Origin of the sequence: Gracilibacillus marinus, from assembly GCF_042651725.1 — a bacterium.
Lineage (GTDB): Bacteria > Bacillota > Bacilli > Bacillales > Amphibacillaceae > Gracilibacillus > Gracilibacillus marinus.
Window position 1 is genome coordinate 205,280 of record NZ_JBHSDV010000001.1, and the last position, 22,850, is coordinate 228,129.

At 35.1% G+C, this 22,850-nt stretch carries 18 protein-coding genes and 1 riboswitch; of the genes, 12 read left to right on the forward strand and 6 right to left on the reverse strand.

Annotated features, from left to right (window positions below):
* Nucleotides 1–236: 236 nt before the first annotated feature.
* On the reverse strand, nucleotides 237–740 hold the full coding sequence (gene thiW, locus ACFOZ1_RS01025) for an energy coupling factor transporter S component ThiW (RefSeq protein WP_390194935.1): 504 nt from the start codon (nucleotides 738–740) through the stop codon (nucleotides 237–239).
* Nucleotides 741–826: 86 nt separating this feature from the next.
* A riboswitch (TPP riboswitch) is annotated at nucleotides 827–941 on the reverse strand.
* Between the two features lie 143 nt (nucleotides 942–1,084).
* Between thiW and ACFOZ1_RS01030 the strand changes: the two genes are divergently transcribed.
* The 8 genes from ACFOZ1_RS01030 to ACFOZ1_RS01065 all read left to right on the forward strand — a co-directional run bounded on the left by ACFOZ1_RS01030 (nucleotide 1,085) and on the right by ACFOZ1_RS01065 (nucleotide 9,650).
* On the forward strand, nucleotides 1,085–2,053 hold the full coding sequence (locus ACFOZ1_RS01030) for a ring-cleaving dioxygenase (protein ID WP_390194937.1): 969 nt from the start codon (nucleotides 1,085–1,087) through the stop codon (nucleotides 2,051–2,053).
* A 70-nt stretch (nucleotides 2,054–2,123) separates the two neighbouring features.
* Entirely contained in the window at nucleotides 2,124–2,984 is an 861-nt protein-coding gene (locus ACFOZ1_RS01035) for an HAD family hydrolase (RefSeq protein WP_390194939.1), read from the forward strand.
* A 125-nt stretch (nucleotides 2,985–3,109) separates the two neighbouring features.
* Nucleotides 3,110–4,849: a sensor histidine kinase gene (locus ACFOZ1_RS01040; protein ID WP_390194941.1), complete on the forward strand. Its 1,740-nt coding sequence runs from the start codon at nucleotides 3,110–3,112 to the stop codon at nucleotides 4,847–4,849.
* On the forward strand, nucleotides 4,846–5,625 hold the full coding sequence (locus ACFOZ1_RS01045) for a response regulator transcription factor (RefSeq protein WP_390194943.1): 780 nt from the start codon (nucleotides 4,846–4,848) through the stop codon (nucleotides 5,623–5,625). Before ACFOZ1_RS01040 ends, ACFOZ1_RS01045 begins: the two co-directional genes overlap by 4 nt.
* Before the next feature lie 102 nt (nucleotides 5,626–5,727).
* The gene (locus tag ACFOZ1_RS01050; RefSeq protein ID WP_390194945.1) at nucleotides 5,728–7,053 is read left to right on the forward strand and encodes an extracellular solute-binding protein; all 1,326 of its coding nucleotides are present in this window, start codon (nucleotides 5,728–5,730) and stop codon (nucleotides 7,051–7,053) included.
* Between the two features lie 162 nt (nucleotides 7,054–7,215).
* Entirely contained in the window at nucleotides 7,216–8,094 is an 879-nt protein-coding gene (locus ACFOZ1_RS01055) for a carbohydrate ABC transporter permease (protein WP_390194947.1), read from the forward strand.
* Nucleotides 8,095–8,117: 23 nt separating this feature from the next.
* Nucleotides 8,118–8,978, forward strand: a complete 861-nt coding sequence (locus ACFOZ1_RS01060; RefSeq protein WP_390194949.1) for a carbohydrate ABC transporter permease — start codon at nucleotides 8,118–8,120, stop codon at nucleotides 8,976–8,978.
* Between the two features lie 60 nt (nucleotides 8,979–9,038).
* Nucleotides 9,039–9,650, forward strand: coding sequence for a polysaccharide deacetylase family protein (locus ACFOZ1_RS01065; RefSeq protein WP_390194951.1), 612 nt, complete (start codon nucleotides 9,039–9,041; stop codon nucleotides 9,648–9,650).
* Nucleotides 9,651–9,920: 270 nt separating this feature from the next.
* On the opposite strand, the gene ACFOZ1_RS01070 is transcribed toward ACFOZ1_RS01065, so the two are convergent.
* The gene (locus tag ACFOZ1_RS01070) at nucleotides 9,921–10,544 is read right to left on the reverse strand and encodes a YesL family protein (protein WP_390194953.1); all 624 of its coding nucleotides are present in this window, start codon (nucleotides 10,542–10,544) and stop codon (nucleotides 9,921–9,923) included.
* A gap of 317 nt (nucleotides 10,545–10,861) precedes the next feature.
* On the opposite strand from ACFOZ1_RS01070, the gene ACFOZ1_RS01075 reads away from it, so the two are divergent.
* The 4 genes from ACFOZ1_RS01075 (at nucleotide 10,862) to ACFOZ1_RS01090 (ending at nucleotide 17,363) form a co-directional block, all read left to right on the forward strand.
* Nucleotides 10,862–11,845: an aldo/keto reductase gene (locus tag ACFOZ1_RS01075; protein ID WP_390194955.1), complete on the forward strand. Its 984-nt coding sequence runs from the start codon at nucleotides 10,862–10,864 to the stop codon at nucleotides 11,843–11,845.
* Nucleotides 11,846–12,298: 453 nt separating this feature from the next.
* Nucleotides 12,299–14,047: an ABC transporter ATP-binding protein gene (locus ACFOZ1_RS01080; protein ID WP_390194957.1), complete on the forward strand. Its 1,749-nt coding sequence runs from the start codon at nucleotides 12,299–12,301 to the stop codon at nucleotides 14,045–14,047.
* On the forward strand, nucleotides 14,044–16,065 hold the full coding sequence (locus tag ACFOZ1_RS01085) for an ABC transporter ATP-binding protein (RefSeq protein ID WP_390194959.1): 2,022 nt from the start codon (nucleotides 14,044–14,046) through the stop codon (nucleotides 16,063–16,065). Before ACFOZ1_RS01080 ends, ACFOZ1_RS01085 begins: the two co-directional genes overlap by 4 nt.
* Nucleotides 16,066–16,160: 95 nt before the next feature.
* The gene (locus ACFOZ1_RS01090; protein ID WP_390194961.1) at nucleotides 16,161–17,363 is read left to right on the forward strand and encodes an ROK family transcriptional regulator; all 1,203 of its coding nucleotides are present in this window, start codon (nucleotides 16,161–16,163) and stop codon (nucleotides 17,361–17,363) included.
* Nucleotides 17,364–18,007: 644 nt separating this feature from the next.
* Here the strand turns inward: ACFOZ1_RS01090 and ACFOZ1_RS01095 are convergent.
* Genes ACFOZ1_RS01095 through ACFOZ1_RS01110 form a run of 4 tightly spaced genes read right to left on the reverse strand, consistent with a single transcriptional unit; the run spans nucleotide 18,008 to nucleotide 22,759 of the window.
* Entirely contained in the window at nucleotides 18,008–19,057 is a 1,050-nt protein-coding gene (locus ACFOZ1_RS01095) for an aldose epimerase family protein (protein WP_390194962.1), read from the reverse strand.
* 26 nt (nucleotides 19,058–19,083) lie between these two features.
* Nucleotides 19,084–20,577: a UDP-glucose--hexose-1-phosphate uridylyltransferase gene (gene galT / locus ACFOZ1_RS01100; protein WP_390194964.1), complete on the reverse strand. Its 1,494-nt coding sequence runs from the start codon at nucleotides 20,575–20,577 to the stop codon at nucleotides 19,084–19,086.
* 2 nt (nucleotides 20,578–20,579) lie between these two features.
* Nucleotides 20,580–21,575: a UDP-glucose 4-epimerase GalE gene (galE, locus tag ACFOZ1_RS01105; protein WP_390194966.1), complete on the reverse strand. Its 996-nt coding sequence runs from the start codon at nucleotides 21,573–21,575 to the stop codon at nucleotides 20,580–20,582.
* Complete coding sequence (locus tag ACFOZ1_RS01110; RefSeq protein WP_390194968.1) at nucleotides 21,575–22,759, reverse strand: galactokinase; 1,185 nt, start codon at nucleotides 22,757–22,759, stop codon at nucleotides 21,575–21,577. The genes galE and ACFOZ1_RS01110 overlap by 1 nt, the downstream gene beginning before the upstream one ends.
* Between the last annotated feature and the right edge of the window lie 91 nt (nucleotides 22,760–22,850).

Genomic DNA, 22,850 nt, shown 5'->3' on the forward strand with positions numbered 1-22,850 from the left:
AATAAGTCATCATCGATTCGCAAGCTCATCGTGATTCCTATATTTCAGTTGTTTCCCTCCAGTCGCTACGTTTCTACCCGGGTGCTTTTAGCTTTTGTATCGGCTAGCACAAGCACCTAGAAACTAGGCGACTTCGCGAACCAACCATCAATAAGTCATCATCGATTCGCAAGCTCATCGTGATTCCTATATTTCAGTTGTTTCCCTCCAGTCGCTACGTTTCTACCCAGGTGCTTTTAGCTTTTGTTTATTGATAGTTCTTTTACGACGGATGTAGACTTAATTTTTGATAAGATGAAAAGACCAATGAGTGAGCCACTAATACTACTAATTAGAAATCCAGGTAGAAAAGCGAAGGCCCCTACAGTAGTGTCCATTAAGATATAGGCATATGGTACAACGAATAATGAAGCAAGGACTCCTGTGCCGATAATTTCTCCAATACTTGCAAATATGATTCTACCTGAATATCGGTAACATAAACCAGCAAGTAATGCACCAATCATTCCTCCCGGGAATGCAAGCAATGTACCAATACCTAATAGGTTTCTTAGTAAACCAATTGCAAAGGCAATGACAACTGCAGGCACTGGACCTAATGTCACAGCAGCCATGACATTGATGGCATGTTGTACTGGAAAAGCCTTCGCAATACCTGTAGGAAACCATAATAATTGTGAGCCAATTGTTCCGATAGCAACATATATTGCCATCATGGTAATAAGTGATGTTTTTTTCATTTTTACAATTCCTCCTAATTAGCGTCACTATAAGAAGACAACAAAAAAACCACATCTATAAAAAGACCTGGTTGAGTAAACGTTCACGTTGGTTTACGCTACTTCCCTCCGCTGGTATAAACCAGATCAGGTCTTAAGAGTTAAAAAGCTTCCTAGCGCTTTTCTCTCAGCCTATGCTAATAGGCACCCCTAGTAGTGACACGATATGTAATTACTAAAATCATAGCATAGTGGCATCGTATGTCAATAAAATAATTATCTTGAATTCGAGATAATTATAATGTATACTACTAGTATAAAGAAGTGTAGAATGTTTATACATTAATTGAAATGAGGCGATAACGATGGAGCTTAAAGGAATTCATCACGTATCTGCAATCACAGCAAATGCATTAGATAATTATCATTTTTATACAAAAGTACTTGGCATGCGATTAGTGAAGAAGACAGTAAATCAAGATGATACGAGTATGTACCATTTGTTTTATGCAGATGAAATAGGAAGACCAGGTACAGATTTGACCTTTTTTGAGATTAATCGTGCAGGTACCACATATCGAGGGAATAATAGTATCTCCTTAACATCCCTACGTGTACAAGATGATGAAGCGTTACAATATTGGGTAGATCGGTTCGACTCTCATTCTGTGAAGCATAATGGAATCGAAGAACAATTTGGTCGAAAAGTAATTTACTTTGAAGATAAAGAAAGACAAAGACTTGCATTAATATCTGATGAGACGAATGAGGGAGTAGAAAGTGGTATTCCGTGGAAGCAAAGTGTTGTCCCACAAAAATACGGTATTACTGGACTAGGACCTGTAAGAATAACTGTCCCTAATCTATTAGTAACAGAGCATATTCTTGTGGATGTATTAAAATTTAGACAAATGGGATCCTATCTTGTAGACAATCATCATGAGGTTTTCGTATTCTCTACAGGGAAAGGTGGAACTGGTGCGGAAATCCATGTGGAAATAGATATAGATGCAGAAAAAGAAAGACCAGGTAAAGGGAGCGTTCATCACCTTGCACTACGAGTAACAGATCGTACGGAACTAGAACAATGGCGTGAAATTATTAGTGCGGAGCGATTACCTAATTCAGGTATTGTCGATCGTTATTACTTTCAATCATTATATTTCAGAGAAAGAAATGGCATCCTTATTGAATTAGCAACAGATGGACCAGGATTTGCTACAGATGAATCAATAGAGCACTTGGGAGAATCGTTAGCATTACCACCATTCTTAGAAAATCAAAGAGAAGATATTGAAAGAAACTTAGTGCCGCTTTATACTAAAAAAGACTAAGATAGAATGATTCCCCCTTCACATACGTGTATGCTATAATAGATACGTATGTGAAGGGGGACTTTTTTTTATGTCTAAAACTATAAAAGCAATCTGTTTAGATATGGATGGCACATTATTAAATAATCATAACCAATTAAAAAATAATACTATTGAAGCCATACAAGCAATCCGACAAAAAGGAATAAAAGTGTTTATCGTGACAGGTAGGTCCTTAGACGAGGTATATGATTCTGCACCAGTAGATATAGAATTAGATGGTTTTGTAACGGCAAATGGTATGATTACATATAGAAATGGAGAAAAGATTCTAGAACACAAATTAACCACCGCATTTGTAAATAAGATTATCGATTCTGCTAGAGAACATGACATTTATTATGAAGCGCACCCAAATGATGGCCAAAGACTTGCTCTTACTCGTGACAAAGCGTATATGAATGAATTGATATCAGGTGACAAACCGTCAGAAGTAGGAATAAATGAATGGTTAGAAAGAAAAGCAGCAATAGAAGAAGATCTATCATTTGAAGATCATTTAATAGAACAACATTATGCAAAAGTCTACTGCTTCCAACCAAGTCAAAAAGTAATGAAACAATGGACAGAAGTATTAGAAGAAATGAAAAAAGATGGTGATTTCACGACATCACAATCTTCACCAAATAATGTAGAGATTATGGTAGCAAATGTGAATAAGGCAACAGGAATCAAAGCATTATTGCAATACTATAATATAAGTAATGAAGAAGTAATGGCAATCGGCGATAGTAATAACGATTTACCGATGATGCGTTATGTTGGTTATCCTGTTGCAATGAAGAATGCAACAGAACAACTTAAACAATTAGTAAAAGAGGAAACACAATATACAAATGATGAAGATGGTGTCTATCATTATTTGACCAAATTCTTTTTATCAACAAAATAGCGAAATACTGACTAATGGGCTGAAGGAGAGTGTTCCTTCAGTTTTTCTTTTCTCTATTTCATTGTATAATAGAATTGGTAACTTAAGTCATCGAATAAACAAAGTTACCCTTAGGAGGAAATAAATTGTTTCATATTCTAAAGAAATGGAATACATTAAGAAATCAATTATTGGTTGTATTCTTATTCGTCATGATTATTGTATTAATTATTGTAAGCGGAATCAGTTATCAACGTATAGCTGATTTACTGCAAGGAAATGCGGAGGAACAAATAAGACAAACCGCTGTGGAATCCAATGGACGTTTAGACTCATTGTATGAACAAATAAATATGGTAACAAAGCAAGTTACGACAAATGAAGAATTGCAACATATTTTACATAGAACATGGCTTGGACATGAAACGACATTCCATGAAAGACAATCGTTAATGCGAACAATTAATAGCATTCAAGCAAATGCAGATGGTATCTATTCTGTTGAGATTTACACAAAGAATTATCAACGTATTATTCCGATTGACGCAACAAATTTAAACGAACGCATCAATCCAATTTGGATCAGTTTGGCTAATGAAAGTAAAGGCAGCCTTGTATGGATAGGAGAAGATCCACTTGATGATAATTATTTTTTAGTAACTCGTAGGATTAATTTAATGGATGAGAACTTTACAAATGGTGGATATATGATGATGCGAATAAGCAAAACATATTTTCAATTGAATGAGCATGTGGATGAAGAAACAAAAGATTACACAGTAGTCGTAGATAAATACAACCAAACAATCGCATCCAATTATCCTTTTGATGTAGAGGCAATTCATCAACGTAAATCAGACACGATTAAGGTTAATTCTGAAGAATACATTGTTGTAGAGAATACCTCTAAAAAGACAGGGTGGACTGTGTATTATCTTACGCCAGTACATCATTTAACTAAAGGAATGTCAATCGTGTTAACAGGAATTATTATTGCTGGATTAATTGGTGTCGGAATTTTCTTTATCTCTTCTTTCTTTTTAGCAACCTTTATTACTCGACCTATTACACGATTAACTCAAACAATGCGTGAAGCAGGGCAAGGTGTACTTGCGCAAAATCCTATCATTTCATCTACTAATGAAATTAATGAATTGAATCAAACATATAATCAATTAGCAGCAGAAACCAATTACCTTGTGCGTATGGTATACGAGAAGGAAATAATGACGAATAGAACAGAACTAAAGGCATTACAAGCACAAATCCATCCGCATTTTCTCTTTAATACATTGGATGCATTGTATTGGTCATTAGATGAAAAGGATGAAGAAGAATTAGCAGCTGTCGTTTTAGCGATGTCTGAGTTATTCCGTTATACGATTTCAAAAGAGAACCAAGATGAGTGGGTAACAGTGAAAGAAGAATTAGACCATATTGAAAGATATATGCAAATAATGCGTATGCGCTTTGGTGATCGATTACTTTGGGAGAAAGAAGTAGAGTCTCTCTATCTTCAGACGAAGATACCTAAACTATTGATACAACCATTAGTGGAGAATGCTATATTGCATGGTGCAGGGAATATTGTGGGCAATTGTACGATAACTGTTTTGATAGAAAAGGTTAAAGAACGAGACATGTTACGCATAGTAGTATGTGACAATGGACCAGGAATGAATCAAGAAACACTTGAATATGTAGAACAATTACTTAAGGGCGGTGTTGCACAACAAAAAGGTTCAGGGATGGCGCTACATAATGTAGAGAAACGATTAGAACTATACTATGGAGATAAAGGAAACGGGCTAACTATACAGAGTGAGGAAGATAGAGGGACAACAATTAGCTTCGAGATTCCGGTAGATGGAGGGGAATTTTCATGAGTAGAAAGGTAATTGCTGTAGTTGATGATGAGCCGAGAAGTAGACAAGGAATAAAGAAAACAATTGAACGTGCAGCGATTGATCAGTATGAAGTAATTGTTGCAGCAAACACAAAAGAAGCAATGAACCTTATTGCAGAAAGAAAAGTCCATGTGCTCATCACAGACATTCGAATGCCTGAACAGACAGGATTAGAAATGTTAGAAGAATTAAAACGAAAAGCACAAGATCCTGTAGTCATTGTTATTTCTGCATACTCTGAATTTGATTATGCACAACATGCATTAGAATTAGGAGTAGTGAATTATTTATTAAAACCTATTCCCAAAGAGAAATTAATGAGTGCAATAAATAAAGCAATAGAAATAGAAGAACAAAGGGAACGTTCAGGTGTAATGAATAAAATAGTTGATGATAAATGGATACAGGTACAGAAAGAAAATAACTATAATCGCGCTGTCAATGAAGCATTACAATATATTGAAAGTCATTTTCGCGAAACAATAACATTAAAGGAAGTAGCTGATGCTGTACATTTAAATGCTAGTTACTTAAGTGGCTTGTTTAAAGAAGAGTTGGAAATGACATTTAGTGAATTTATTACTAGAAGGAGAATACAGGAAGCAAAGCGGTTATTGTTAACAACAGATAATACTATTACTGAAATTGCAGAAAAAACTGGTTATCAAACAGCTAAATATTTCATTAAGATTTTTAAGCAATATGAAAATACAACACCAAATGTATACCGAAAAGAAAATGAAAGCGATTCCTAAAAATTGTGGTATTTCATCTAATCATTGTTACCTTACGAGAAGGATAGTAGGGTGATAGACTAATACATGTAACGAAATATCATATTTTTAGGGGGTTTTATCATGAAAGGTACGTTGGCAAAAGGATTGTTGTTACTATCTCTATTTGCGTTAGTTTTCTTAGCGGCATGTGGAGGTTCGGATGGAGAGAATGCTTCAAAAGATGACGAAAATGAAAGCGGTTCAGGAGATAAAGTAATTGAATTTATGCATCTATGGCCAGAAGGAAGTTCAAAGCAACATTATGATATTGTAAATGGAATTATTGAAGAGTATGAGTCAGACAATCCAGGAGTAAAAGTGAAGTTAGAGATTTTAGGTAATGAACAGTATAAAGAAAAACTAAAAGTATTATCTACTTCTAATGAATTACCAGATGTTGGGATGACTTGGGCTGCAGGATTCTTAGAGCCATATGTTAGTGGAAATATGTTTGCATCATTGGATGATTTATTAGATGGGCCACTTAAAGATAAGTTTGTACCAGGAACAGCTGAAGCGTATGCATTAGATGGAACAACATATGGTTTACCTCTTGAATTAAATATAACACCACTATATTATAACAAAGCTATTTTTGAAGAGCATGGATTAGAAGCACCAACTACTTTCGATGAACTGAAAGAAGTTGTACAAACATTAGTCGATCATGGTGTGACACCAATTGCATTAGGTAACAAAGATAGATGGACTGGTTCTATGTGGTATATGTATTTAGCTGACAGAATTGGTGGTCCAGAAGTATTGAATAAAGCAATTGATCGTTCAGGTAGTTTTGAAGATCCAGCATTAGTAGAAGCAGCTAAAGAAGTCCAAGAATTAGTGGACATGGGTGCATTCTTAAATGGATTTAATGGATTAGGAAATGACGAAGCAAAAGGGTATTTCATTAACGAACAAGCAGCAATGTATTTAATGGGTTCTTGGGATTTACCTGAATGGACAACAAGTGAGGCAAACCCACAAGAATTTAAAGACTCTATTGATTACATGAAGTTCCCAGTTGTAGAAGGTGGAAAAGGGGACGAGAATAGTTTTGTTGGTGGCCCTGGTGTTGGTTTGTTTGTTGCAGAGAACTCTGATGTAAAAGAAGAAGCAAAAGACTTTGTGGCCTTCTTTGTAGAAAAATGGGGAGAACAATCTGTTGAAAAAGCAGGTGTGATTCCAGCAACGAAAGTAGATACAGAAGGATCGGATTTACCACAAATGTATGTAGATGTATTGAATGATTTAAATGAAGCATCCAATATTACGTTATATGCAGATGTGCAAATGAGTGCAGGTGTAGCGGAAGTGCATTTAGACATGATTCAAGCATTGTTTGGTAAAGCTGTAACACCAGAAGAATTCGCGAAACAACAAGAAGAAGCACTAGCGGCAGAAGAGTAGAAAAAAGATACTTGTACGTTTTATAGCAGTCCTTAACAAAAACCGAATTTTGTTTAGCGTCTAACGATACAAAATTCGGTTTTTAATTAAGAAGATTTCAAATAATAATAACTTCAAATCATACAAGCATACTTTCTAATCTACAGAAAGAAGGAGATTCATATGAATAAAGTAATGTCGAATAAAGTCGTCATTGCATTATATACATTACCTGCATTGATTTTAATTCTTGCATTAATTTATGGGCCTATTTTATTAACAGGATACTATGGATTGATGGATTGGAATGGTATTGGTGCAATGACATTTATCGGACTAGATAATTATGTAGAATTAGTACAAGATAGTAAGTTTTGGGAAAGTGCCTTGCATTCTTTTCTATTAGCAATATTTTCAACACTTAGTCTTGCTATCTACTTAATTATTTCATTGATACTAGCAGGCAAAATCAAAGGTTCCAATTTGTTACGTAAAATCTATCTAATTCCAATGTTATTATCTTCTGTAGCAATTGCGCAGTTATGGATAAAAATATATGATCCAAACAACGGAATGTTAAATAGTTTGTTACAAACATTAGGTGTGGAGAATCCACCAGCGTGGTTAGCAGATCCTAATTTAGTTTTGTATGCAATTTTTGTCGCGATTTTATGGCAATATGCAGGATTCTATATCATTATTTATTATGCTGCATTGAAAGGTTTACCAGAATCATTAATAGAAGCAGCAAAAATAGATGGAGCAACACCAATACAAATTGCTTATAAAATTAAAGTACCGTTAATTGCGGGTGTCATTAAAGTAACGATCGTTCTAGCGATTGTAGGATCATTAAAGTATTTTGATTTAATCTATGTCATGACAGGTGGAGGGCCAAATGGTGCAAGTGAAGTAATCGCATCGTATATGTACAAGAAAGCATTTGGAATTTATGATTTCGGATATGGTAGTGCCATTGCCTTTTTCTTATTATTAATTACACTTGTTGTCACATGGTTAACACGAAAATTAACGGCATCTGAAGATGAGATTCAATATTAATAACAAGAAAGGGTGTATGTGATATGGCAAGCCTTGCACAAGCGAAAGAAAATAGTACTTTCGCGAAAATTGGAATGATTTTGTTATACCTTGCTTTAATTATCGTAGCAGTATTTCAATTGTATCCACTAGTTTGGTTATTTATGTTCTCATTAAAAAGCAATTCGGAAGTATTCGGCTTATCCCCATTTGCCTTACCGCAAGAGCCACAATGGGAAAATTATGTGCGAGTGTGGACGCAAGGAAATATTGATATGTATTTCTTTAACAGTGTGTGGATAACCCTAGTATCCGTTTTATTAACGGTATTACTTGCAAGTTTTGTGACATTTGCAATTACAAGAATGAGATGGAAGTTTAGTAAATTAGTACTCGCTCTATTTATGATTGGTTATATGGTACCAATTCACTCAGCGATTATTCCATTGTTTGATTTTTATTTAAAATTAGATTTAATAGATAATCCCTTATCGATAATTTTGTCTTATGTTGCTTTTAATCTACCTCTGACGATTATGATTTTACTAGGATTTTATTACACATTGCCTAGAGAAGTAGAAGAAGCGGCAGTTGTAGATGGTTGTTCTGTGCATCGAATCTTTTTTCAAATCACTTTGCCAATGACAACACCTGTACTTGCGACTACAGCGATTATTAATATGATTTATAACTGGAATGAGTTTATCTTTGTGAACACATTTATCAGCTCTGATCATTTAAAAACATTAACTGTAGGTATTCAAAATTTCATTGGGCAATATTTGACGGATTGGGGAGCGATTGGAGCAACGTTAGTGATCAGTATTATTCCAATCTTAATCGCCTTTTTAGTATTAAGTGACAAGATTGTAGAAGGTATTGCAGCAGGATCTGTAAAAGGATAATCTTAATTTACATCGAAGTATAACATTGTATAATGATAGAAAAAAAGGGGATGTGCTCATATGCTGTTGGATACAATAGAGACAAATGAGAAAAAAATTGCTTTCACGTTTGATGATGGACCAGATCCTAAGTTCACAGAACAAATCTTACACTTATTAGAAGCTGCAAATGCAAAAGCGACGTTCTTTATGATAGGAGAGCATATCAAAAAATTTCCATCTATTGCAGAGAAAGTGTATAGAAACGGTCATGAATTAGCAAATCACACATACTCACATTGTAACTTGGCAGAGCAGGATGCACAGGAAGTAAGGACGGAACTATTAAAAGCAGAAGAGTGCATCACATCCATTACTGGAAAAAAACCTGCTTCTTTTAGACCGCCATTCTTCTCTTATAATGAGAATACGTTAAAGATAGTAGAAGAATTCGGATATCATACGATTGGTGCAGCTAATTTGGATGCAAGAGATTGGGATACACCAGGTGTGCAGATTATTTATGAAGAATCAAAAAAGGCAATTAAGAATGGTGCGATCTTTATTTTTCATGATGGATTGGGTGATCGCAGTCAAACAGTAGAGGCTGTTGGGAAATTAATTCATACATGCATAGAGCAAGGATATCAATTGGTTACAGTAGAGGAACTTCTAGCAAGTACACTTAAATAAACAAAAAACTTATCCACGAAGCAATATGTGGATAAGTTTTTTTGAGATAAAAGAGATACTTTCCATATAGAATTAGCTCAATTGTCCTCTGATAGGAATTGTTTACTCAAGTCTCTACGTTTCTTAACGGGCGTTTTCGCTTTTGTATCGGCTAGCGTAAGCGCCCAAAAACTAGGAGACTTCACGTATCAACGATCAATAAGTCATCATCGGTTCGTACCTCACCGTGATTCCTTTATTTCTGTTGATGTGTTCCAGTCTCTACGTTTCTTAACGGGCGTTTTCGCTTTTGTTCTTTTTTAACTCTATTCGCTGAAACGTATGATAACATGTTCCCATGATAATATATGCAAGGATACTACCGCCAAAGAAAACGATTGTTCCAGGGATGTATTGCATCACGAATACCATCATGACAATGCCTAAAATCATCAAAATATTATGCAATGGATGTAATAGCATCATAAAAAGGGCATTTTTCCATACGTGTATAAAACGTATATCATAATGAACAAATGTCGGAATCACATATAATACCGTTAATGTCATGATAATCATTGCGACATATAGTGGAGCTTTAATGATGGTATGGAATCCACCTGTATCAAGCAATAAGTATTGCGTATTGACATAAAAAACAATACCAATACACACAATCACAAGTCCGAATAGATTACTTGAGAGAAATTCTTTTTTGTATGTAGCAAAAAAAGTTTTGTATACGGGTTCATCCACATTTCCCATAATCCATTGGCGAATTAAAGTAAACATCGCAACAGTGGCAGGGAAGAAACCGAATACAATAAGACCAAGAATAGTGAACACTATCCATAATAGATTGACATAAGCAAATCGTGTAATCCATTCTGTAATAGCAAATAAAGAACCTTTCATTTAGGTAACCTCTTTCATAAGTAAGGATATAATTATTTTAACATATTTACGTCCATATGCGTATAAAGTACCTAAACCACTTATCCACATAACTTGATTTATCCACATAAAATTATCCACAACATTACAATGGATGAAAACAAGTTATCTCGAATCGTATCACTTATTTATGAAGTTATGCACAAAGTTGTGGATAATCATGTGGATATGTAGGTGATTATTAAGAAAAGAGTAAGCGCATTCTTTTTAAATAGAGATGTTTACGAGTATAATGAAAGATAGCTTTTCCAAACGAATTAGAGAAAGGGAGATAAAAAATGAGATATCGTCAATTTGGTAAAACAGATATGAAAATTAGTGAATTAAGTTTTGGTACATGGGCAATTGGAGGTTCATGGGGAAAAACAGAAGATAAAGAAGCTTTAAAAGGCTTGCAAAAAGCAATGGATGCTGGAGTGAATTTTTTTGATACGGCAGATGTTTATGGAGATGGACATAGCGAAGAACTATTAGCAAAAGCTACAAAAGGAAAAGAAGATCAGATTTATATTGCGACAAAGTTTTGTCGTGCTGGTGACATTCATGACCCTGCTACATATAGTGAAGCATCTGTTACAACATATGTAGAAAATAGCTTAAAGAGATTACAACGAGAACAATTAGACTTTCTCCAAATCCATTGTCCGCCAACAGAAATTATAAAAGATGGAGCGGTATTTGAGGTGCTAGATCACTTACAACAACAAGGGAAAATTAGATATTATGGTGTAAGTGTGGAAACAGTAGAAGAAGGCCTTATTGCAATGGAATATCCTAATGTAGCTGGTTTACAAGTTATTTTTAATATATTCAGACAAAAACCAATTACAGAACTTTTTCCAGTTGCAAAAGAAAAGAATGTGGGGATATTAGCGCGTGTTCCTCTAGCAAGTGGATTATTAACAGGGAAGTTTCATCATGGACATATTTTTGAACAAGATGACCACCGTAATTTTAACAAAGATGGAGAAGCATTTAATGTTGGGGAAACATTTGCTGGATTGCCATTTGAAAAAGGGGTAGAACTCAGTCAAGAGTTGAAATGGATAGCAGAAGATAGAGGGAATATGACACGAGCTGCACTTAAATGGATTATGAGTCATGATGCGGTTACATCTGTCATTCCAGGGTTTAAAACAGTCAAACAAGTAGAAGATAATCTCGCGGCAATCGATGTAAAAGCATTTAGTCAAGAGGAATTAGACAGGCTAACAGAATTTTATCAGGAGAATGTGCATACACATATTAGAGGTCCATATTAAAAAAAAGTGTTGCTTTTTTCTATATAGAAGGGTATACTTCTAAAAAAAGATTAACAAAAAAAGGAATGGGAGGTTACGTATAATGAAAAAGCTAATTCAATACACACAGCAATTTTATAAGAATAATCGTGACCTTGCCATACATATATTGTAATCATTAATCTAGTGGATGACTATGTACATTAGTTATCTATGTATCTATTTGATTATGTAAAAACACAATTGGCTACGGTCAATTGTGTTTTTTTGCATTCTACAACAATAATAGTTATTAGCACACAACACGAAATAATCTGTGTAGCTAGTTCTATATAAATGACTACATATGAAAGGAGTAAGAAAAATGGATAATAAATTGGAGGAAGAAGGGGTTCGTTATGTTTGTTATGTGTTGGAACTTGCAAATTGTGAAGAGAGCTATGATGATGGTTAGTTGATGAGGGAGGAATTTAGTTGTTTACAGTAATCAAAAAGTTATCTTGGTATTTTAAAGAAGAGTGGATTCGTTATACATTAGCAATTATTGCATTAGTAACTGCTAGTATCTTATTTACGGTTCCACCAATGTTGATTGGGAATACAATTGATGCAATGCAAGGAAATCAATTGACTAAAGAAAAATTGCAAAATACAGTGACATTATTTGTTGGATTAATGGTGTTCATTTATATCCTGTCATTCTTTTGGGGACATACGCTATTTGGGAGAGCCATTTTATTAGAACGAAAATTGCGTTCGATTTTAATGAATCATTTTATGAAGATGTCACCTAGTTTTTATAGTAAATATCGGACAGGTGACTTAATGGCGAGATCCACAAATGATTTGAAGGCATTGATGACAACTGCTGGTTTCGGTATTTTAACATTAATTGATTCAACATTATTTATGGCATTTATTATCGGAATCATGCTTATATTAATTGATTGGAAGTTGACATTAGTTGCATTAATTCCATTACCAATTATGGCATTAATCATGCAGAAATATGGTGCGCAGATTCATAGTCGCTTTATGCAAGCGCAAGCACTATTTAGTGAATTAAATAATAATACATTAGAATCGATTCAAGGTGTGCGTGTTATTCGTGCATTTGTTCAAGAAAGACAAGATGAGTCGAAATTTAACGAAAAGGCTGAAGAGGTTTTTCAAAAGAACATTGCAGTTGCACGGTTAGATGCGTTATTTGAACCGACAATTAAAATTCTAGTCGGTTTAGCATATACGCTGGGGCTCGGTTATGGCTCCTATCTAGTGATTCATGGAGATATCACAATTGGTCAACTCGTTTCCTTTAATGTGTACTTAGGAATGCTTATTTGGCCAATGTTTGCTGTAGGGGAATTAATTAATGTCATGCAACGTGGAAATGCCTCACTTGATCGTATTGAAGAACTTCTACATGAACAACCAGAAGTGGAAAACCCGTTGGATCCAAATCCATTGACGGAAATCAAAACAATCCATTATAAGCAATTCTCGTTCCGCTATCCAAATACAGAAGTATATGCATTAAAAGATATAGAGCTTCTGTTAACAAGTGGAGAGACAATCGGGATTGTTGGAATAACTGGTGCAGGGAAGACAACACTTGTTAAACAATTGTTACGTGAGTACAAAGAAACAGAAGATGGAAGTTTATTAATAAATGGCTTACCGATTGAATCGTACACATTAGAAGATGTTAGAGCAATGATTGGTTATGTACCGCAAGACCATATCTTATTTTCTAAAACAATTAAAGAAAATATTCTATTCGGAAATCCAGATGCAACAGAAGAAGACTTGTATCGTTTATTAGAAACCGCTTCACTTAAAGAAGACATTGACAACTTACCTAAAGGATTACACACATTAGTTGGAGAGAGTGGAGTAACATTGTCTGGTGGACAAAAACAACGAGTATCACTTGCACGTGCGTTGGTAAAAAATCCTGCGTTACTAATATTAGATGATTCGTTGTCTGCAGTAGATGGGAAAACAGAAGCGAAAATCATAACACATTTGAAGAAGGAAAGAGCAAACAAAACAACAATCATTATTGCACACCGTCTTTCAGCAGTGAAGCATGCTGATCAAATTATTGTGCTTGATGAAGGAACAATAATAGAGCGAGGAACCCATCAACAGTTAATGACACAAAATGGCTGGTATAGAAATCAGTTCATGATACAGCAAATGGAAGGAGAGGGTCTTGCATGAAACAACAAACAACAGAAAGAAGACTCATCCATTATGCTCTCGGTTTCAAAAAGACGATTATTATTGGATTAGTATGTCTAATCATAGCAGTAGGTTTGGAGTTAAGTGGACCATTTATAGCGAAACGCTTAATTGACAATCATATTGTCGGTGTAGCAAATCATTATGTAGAAACAGATGCATCTGATGGGATTAGTTTTAAAGGAGACCGTTACCAACGAATCGACAGGACAGAAGATGATTCAGGATCTATGCATACATTACTACAAGATGGATTGAACTTTTATTTCATCGAAGAAGAAGTATCACTACAATCATCTATTGATCAAGTGAATCAGAATACATTAGTACTTTCTGATGGGGAAGAAACACTAGAAGTAACTGGTCAAAAACTTTCACTAGACGAAACACTTTTGTTTTTCGAAAAAGAATTAAAACCAATTATATGGTTATTAGTATTATATATTGGTTTGATTATCATTGCTTCCCTGTTTATTTATTACAAAACGTATTTATTACAATATGCTTCGAATCGAATTATTCAAAAGATGAGAAAAGACGTATTTCACCACATACAGAAACTACCGATTAGTTATTTTAACAATCAGCCAGCAGGGAAGATTGTAGCAAGAGTAACAAATGATACAGAAGCAATTCGTGAGCTATATGTAAAAGTATTAGAAGTATTTACATCAGGATTTATATATATGATTGGTATTTATGTTGCGTTGTTTATTCTAGATACACAATTAGCATTATTAAGTTTATTGTTATTGCCACTATTATTTATTTGGATGAAAGTATACAAAAGAGTCGGCGGAAAATATAACAGAATCATTCGCGAGACAAATAGTAATATTAATGGGAATATCAATGAATCAATTCAAGGAATGACCATGATTCAAGCATACAACCAACAAGAAACGATGCTTGAGGATTTTGAACAATTAAATGAAAAGCAACGCACCTTTCAGACAAAAATGAATACATTCAATGCAATGTCATCATTTAACCTTGTAGACTTGCTTAGAAACATAGCTTTTGTTGTAGTGATTCTCTATTTTGGAAATGATACCTTAGACGGAACAATGCTTGCTTCAGCAGGTTTATTGTATGCACTAGTAGATTTGTTGAACAGATTATTTGAACCTGTGAACCAAATTGTAAGTCAATTAGAGCAATTAGAACTTGCAAGAGCATCAGGGAAAAGAGTATTTGATTTGTTAGATGAGCCTGCAGAAGAAATGAATCATAAAGAAATAGAGCGGTACAATGGCGAAGTCGTATTTGAGAATGTATCTTTCTGTTACAACGAAGGAGAATATGTATTAAAACAAATCGACTTTAAAGTAAATAAAGGAGAAACAGTAGCATTTGTAGGCCATACAGGCTCTGGAAAAAGTACTATTATGAATTTGTTATTCCGATTTTATGACCCGACAATTGGTCGTATTTTAATTGACGGTATCGATACAAAGACATATTCTAAACAACAAATGCGTACACATATCGGAATTGTTTTGCAAGATCCATTTATTTTTACTGGAACGATTTTGTCCAACATTACGATGAATGATCCGACTATTTCAAGAGAAACTGCAATAGGTGCACTAAAAGCTGTAGGTGCAGATAAGTTTATTGAAAAGTTACCGAATCAATATGATGAGAAAGTGAAAGAGAAAGGTCATGAATTCTCTACTGGGCAAAGACAATTATTATCTTTTGCTCGTGCGCTTGCATTTAATCCGGCGATTTTAATACTGGATGAAGCAACAGCAAATATTGATACAGAAACAGAAGGTATGATTCAAGAAGCATTACAAGTATTAAAACAAGGAAGAACGACACTAGTAATTGCACATCGACTTTCTACAATACAACAAGCAGATCAAATATTTGTATTAAAACATGGAGAAATAATCGAACAAGGCACACATGATTCTCTCATTGCGAGTAATGGGGAATATCAACACATGTATCATATGCAATTAGGAAAACTGAGTAAAATCGCACAATAAACAAATTTGTACAATCAAGTATTGAAAATGCCCTTCGCTACTATATGAATTCATGCTATACTTAATGAAGTAACTTTAGAAAGTTGGGCGTAAATATGCAACGTGGAAGTTTTCAATGGATGAAATCATTAAATAAAGCGATTATTTTAAATAAAATAAGAACATCTGAACCCATTTCTCGTGCTCAAATTGCAAAAGAAACAAAATTGACTCCACCTACAGTTGGTACGATTGTGAAAGAATTATTAGAACAACAATTAATTCAAGAAAGCAGTCTTGGTGAATCTCAAGGTGGGAGAAAGCCTACAATGCTTGCAGTCAATACATCAGGATTCCATATTATCGGTATTGATGTTGGATTAAGTACGATTCAGTTTATTGTTGCAGATTTATCTGGAAAAATCATAGATGAACAAGAAGAATCATTAATTATGAATGTAACAGAAGAAGAGTTTCTGACCATCGTAATGAACGGAATTCAGAAATTAATTGACAAGCAAAGTGATTTGAAATATATCGGAATTGGTGTAGCTATGCATGGAATTGTGGATGCAGAAAAAGGTGTAGCGGAATTTGCGCCGAATTTGAAATTAAGAAATATCCCGATAAAAGAAAAGTTAGAAGAAGTATTTGAGATGGATGTAAAGGTAGAGAACGATGCAAAAGCATTTGCGTTAGGAGAAGCGTGGTTCTTGCAACAATTAGAGCAAAAGAGCATGATTGCAGTGAATATTGGTCGTGGAATTGGGGCAGGGATTGTGATTGATGGGAAATTATACAATGGTGAGCACGGAATTGCGGGAGAAATCGGCCATATGATTATTGATATTCATGGTAGAAAATGTTCATGTGGAAATAACGGTTGCCTACAGACACTCGCATCAGGTCCTGCTATTGTGACAAGAACGTTAGAAGTGCTTGAAGAGAATTCGGATAGTTTGCTTTATCATTGGAAGAAAGAGCAAGAATTAACAGCAGAACTAGTTCATCAGGCAGCACTAGAAGAAGATCAACTTGCTAGGCAGATTTTACGAGAAACAGGTAACTATATTGGAATTGCATTAGCAAATGTTGTGCATGTCTATAATCCGAGTACGATTATTATTGGTGGCGGAGTTTCAAAAGCGGGTGAGTTTATTTTGCACCCAATACAAGAAGTTCTAAAGCATAGTGTGATTTCTGAAAAGGCAAAAGCAACGGCTGTCTCTATCTCTAGATTAGGTGAATACGGCTCATCTCTAGGTGCAGTAGCTTTAATATTAAGTGAACTATTTGAACCAGAGATGACAGATCACTAGACGAACAATCTCTATTACGTATAAAGAGATTAAAACAAAAGAATTATTTAAAAATTGAAAAAATCCAAACGGTTCGATTAGTAGCTTTCGAATCGTTTGGATTTTGTGCGTGTTAGAAGGAATAACTCTAGTTGATATTTTTGAGATTTTGTGTGTGCTTTGCAACCGCTCCGGCTTGTCCGTTTCCCTTTCCGTGGGTTTTTCCCCTAAGCTAACTTTTTTAGCAAATAGCGCTAAAAAGTGGATCTTAGGGGAAAAACATCCCACAGGAGTGGAAACGGACACCTACGCTTTTTGATACGCTACAATTAAAGTACTCATAAAAAATCCATATAGATTACTTAACACATCTGTAACAAATCAAAATATAGCACTTACGAACATTGTAGAACTTCATAGAGCATAGGCGCACACTCCCACTCCTATGGGACCCTTTTTCCTGAAGATCCACTTTTCCAAGCGGTTTGTGCTTGGGAAAGTTAGCTGAAGGAAAAAGCCCATGGAAAGGGGAGTGGGCAAGCCGGAGCGGGTGATAGGCACACAATTCATTTCATAATCAATAATTAGAGTCGTATTTCATTATCCTTTTATTATCAAAACAATAAATGTGGCATCCGAGCTTCTTTAGGATGCTGCATAAACTTTTAGTTATTGTCCACACCAAAAATAAAGGTTGTTTTAGCAAAATATTTTTCATCTTTTTCTAAAATGACAGATGGGAATCCGTCATGATGAATCGATGCAGGAGATGCTTGTGTTTCTAAGCAAAGCCCTAAATATTGTGCTGGTTGGCGTTCCGTTAATGGATAAGCCATTGGGAAATTATTCGAAGTGTACATTACTACACCCGGCTGGTCTGTAATAACTTTCAATTCACGTCCGCTTTTTTCATCATGTACAATTGCGCTCACATCGTTAGAATGGTCAAATAAGAAATAATGATCATAGCCATGATTTGCAACAAGATTCTGTTTATATTCTGATGTTACACCATCTTTCATTTGTCTTCCATTACGGAAATCAAATACAGTGTCATCTACATCTACAATAGCACCTGTAGGGATTAATGCATCGTCTAATTCAACAAATTTACTACTATCTAATGTAATCACATGTTCTTGGATATCTTCTTTTAAGTTTCCACTTAAATTGAAGTAGGAATGATTAGTTGCAGTTAATACTGTCTTTTGATCACTCACACCTTCATACGTAATTGTGAACGAATTGTCATTTGTTAAAGTGTAGGTGACAGTCATGCGTAAGTTACCAGGATATCCATTTTCTCCGTCAGGACTATTTAATGTTAAAGTAAGTCCAACTTCCTCATTGTTCTCAAATGGAACCACTGTCCAAATTGATTTATGAAAGCCAGGTTCGCCACCATGTAAGTGATTGACACCTTCATTATTCGGTAGTGAATATGTCTTTCCATCAAGTTCAAATTCGCTATTTGCAATACGTCCAGCAACACGGCCAATCAATGCGCCGAAATAACCTGGATTATCGAGATATGCTTCATAATTTTCAAAACCTACTACTACATTTTCTAGTTTACCGTCACGATCTGGGGTTAAGACTTTTGTAATAATTCCACCAAAATCAAGAATGGATACAACCATTCCGTGATCATTGGTTAAAGTGAATTCTTTCCATTGTTGTCCACTTACTGTTAAAGCTTCTGTTTGAATGTTCATTATTCTTTTATTCCTCCTGCTAGATGTTAAGCATTAAGGTGATCAATGAAACGTCGGAAAGCTTGGCGTCCATCTGCTGTTGTTTTGAATACACCAGCATCTTCAAGCACTCTTTCGAATTTCTTTCCTAACTCTGTTTCCACAATTTGCTCAACATTTTCTTTAGTGATAGATGAATGCCCTTTCTTCATTGATTGTACCCAATTTTGGTGATAGTCTGCAACGTTTTCACTATCATCTAGCAAATGTTTTTTGATAGCATCTAATTCTTCTTTTAATCTAGGAGGTAACACAGCAAGTCCCATCACTTCAATTAGACCGATATTTTCCTTTTTGATATGATGGACATCTTCATGTGGGTGGAAAAGCCCCATTGGATGTTCTTCTGTTTGACGATTATTACGTAGAACTAAATCTAGTTCAAATTGATTGTCTCGCATTCTTGCAATTGGAGTAATGGTATTGTGTGGTACATCATCTGAAAATGCATGAATGTGTGCCTCTGTATCTGTATATGCTCGCCAATTATTTAAAATATAATCTGCTGCCTCGACTAGTGTGGTACGATTTGGATGTTGTAGACGAATGACAGATAATGGCCATTTAACCACAGCTGCTTTGACATCAGGGAAGGAATGTAAAGTAAAAGAAAATTCCTCTTCAGCTTTTGTCATTGCAAAAGTATAATTACCTGCTTGGTAATGGTCATGTGAAAGAATACTTCCACCTACAATTGGCAAGTCGGCATTTGAACCAATAAAATAATGTGGAAATTTTTCTACAAAAGCGGTCAAGCGTGAGAACGCATCTCGATTAATTTTCATTGGGCGATGGTCTTTTGCAAAGACAATACTATGCTCATTGTAATACACATATGGTGAGTATTGTAAAAACCAACTTTCTCCTTCTAATGGTACTTCAATAATTCTATGGTTCGAGCGTGCTGGGTGGCCAATTCGTCCAACATACCCTTCATTTTCTGCACAAAGTAAACACTTTGGATAAGCAATGTCTTGTTTCATCTCACGCTCACGTTTAATTTGTTCAGGGTCCTTCTCCGGTTTAGATAAATTAATCGTAATATCTAAATCGCCATAGGAAGAGGCTGTTTGGAATTGAATATTTTTCGCTATTCGTTTTGTTTGAATATAATTACTGTCTTTACTTAGTTGATAAAAGAAATCTGTTGCCATAACAGGTGATTGATTATATTTTTGATAAAAATCTCGGTTGACTTCTGATGGTTTCGATAAGAATACATTCATAATTAATGATTCAATCTTTTCTTTTTCATCAAGCAAATCTTCAATAATATGTCGTTCTACTGCATTTTGACTTAATATTTCCAATAAATCCGGGATGGATGCCTCTTTTATTAAAGAAGCACCTTCCATAAAATTATCTAGCTGTAAAATACCAAGAATTTGGTTCCTTGCATATACAGCATCGCTTGCCTCAATTAAGTCTTTCTCGATGGCTTTATTTACTAATGTTTCAATCGTTGCTGAAATATGTGTCATCATTATGCCTCCTCGTTGTATCCGTTTGGCTTACTTTGATGCCAATTCCATGCATCTGTAATGATTTTCTTAATATCTGTTCTTGTTGGATTCCAACCTAATACTTCTTTTGCTTTATCAGAGGAAGCAATCAATGTACTTGGATCACCAGCACGACGTGGAGCAACTTTTGCTTTGATTTCGTGTCCAGTGATTTCTCTTGCAGTATCAATGATTTCCTTTACAGAGAAACCTTGGCTACTACCAAGATTGAATACATTGCTTTCTCCGCCGTCTTTCAAATATTGTAATGCCAAAATATGTGCATCAATTAAATCTTCTACATGAATGTAATCACGAATACATGTACCATCAGATGTATTATAATCATCACCAAAAATAGAAATGTGTTCTCTTTGATTTAACGCGACTTGTAAGACAATTGGAATGAGATGTGTTTCAGGTTGATGATCTTCACCAATTTCGCCTGTACCTCGTGCACCTGCTACATTAAAATATCTTAACGATACATAATTGATTCCATATGCGTGTTGCGTCCATTTCATCATTTTTTCCATCGTTAACTTCGTCTCTCCATAAGCGTTTGTCGGCATTGTCGGCATGTTTTCTGTAATTGGTACTTGTTCAGGTTCGCCGTATGTTGCTGCAGTTGAAGAGAAGACAATGTGTTTAATGCCTGCTTCTGTCATTGCTTTTAGTAATACTTGTGTACCATAGACATTGTTATCAAAATATTTAAGTGGGTTTTCCATAGATTCGCCAACTAACGAATTTGCTGCAAAATGTAAGACACCATCGATTTCTTCATTTGAAAAGACTTCACGTAAGAAATCAATATCACGAATATCTCCATGATAAAAAGTCGCATCTGGATGAATCGCTTCTTTATGACCTGTTTCTAGATTGTCAATGACGAGTACTTCATGTCCTTTGTCAATTAATTGATAAACGGCATGTGAACCGATATAACCAGCTCCACCTAAAACTAATACGCGCATTATTTTTCCTCCTTTAATTCCAACTCTTTCGCACCATCGCCAATTGCGGCAATGTAAAATGTTGGGCTATATCCAATTTTTTCTTCATAAAGTGCTGCGATATTCTCTTGGAATTGTGTCGTATGTGCCTTTTCTACAATGGCAATGGCACATCCACCAAAGCCAGCACCTGTCATACGAGCACCAAGTACTCCTTGTTGTTTCCAAGCATTTTCTGCGATTGTATCTAATTCTACACCTGTTACTTCATAGTCGTCACGTAAAGAAATGTGTGACTGGTTTACTAATTCTCCAAATGTAATTAAATCTCCTTCTTTTAAACGTTTCAATGCTTCGATTGTCCGAGCATTCTCTGCTACCGCATGTTTTGCGCGTTTTTGATGTGTTGGATTTTGGATAAGAGATTGATTTGCTTCAAATTGTTCTACAGTTAATTCACCTAAACTATGAATAGAAAGCTTTGTTTGTAAGTCTTTTAGTGCCATTTCACATTCGTTACGACGTTCATTATACTTAGAGTCAGCAAGTTCACGGCGCTTATTTGTATTAATAATCACGATATCGTGATTTTCTAAAACAATTGGTGCGTATTCATATGTTAATGTATCGCAATCAAGTAACATAGCATGGTTTTCCTTACCCATACCAATAGCGAATTGATCCATGATTCCACTATTGACACCAATGTACTGATTCTCTACTTTTTGACCGATTTTTACCATATCGATACGATCAATGTCTAGCTCAAATAAACTCTCTAATAGGACACCTGTTGCAAGTTCAATAGAAGCAGATGAAGATAGTCCAGCACCATTCGGAATATTTCCATAGAACAGTACATCAAAACCGCTATCGATAGAAAATCCTTCTAATAAGAAGTGTGCCACAACACCTTTTGGATAATTAGTCCAATCATCTTCCTTTTTGTAGCTAAGGTCGTCAAGATGTGTTTCCATTGCACCAAGTTCACTGAAGTTCTCTGAGTAAAAGCGAATGATCCGGTCATGACGCTTTCTTGCGATCGCATACGTACCAAAGGAAATAGCAGCAGGGAAGACGTGACCACCATTATAATCTGTATGTTCTCCGATTAGATTAATTCGACCAGGTGCGAAGAAGGCACGTGGCATTTCAGATGTATCAAATATTGCTTGAAACTTTTCAACTAAATGCTGTATGTTCATGTGTAATACCCTCCTAATAAGACTTAATTAAATTAATTAACTAAGATTATTGTACGTTATTTTGTGACTTCTTACAAGAGGTATTTGAAAT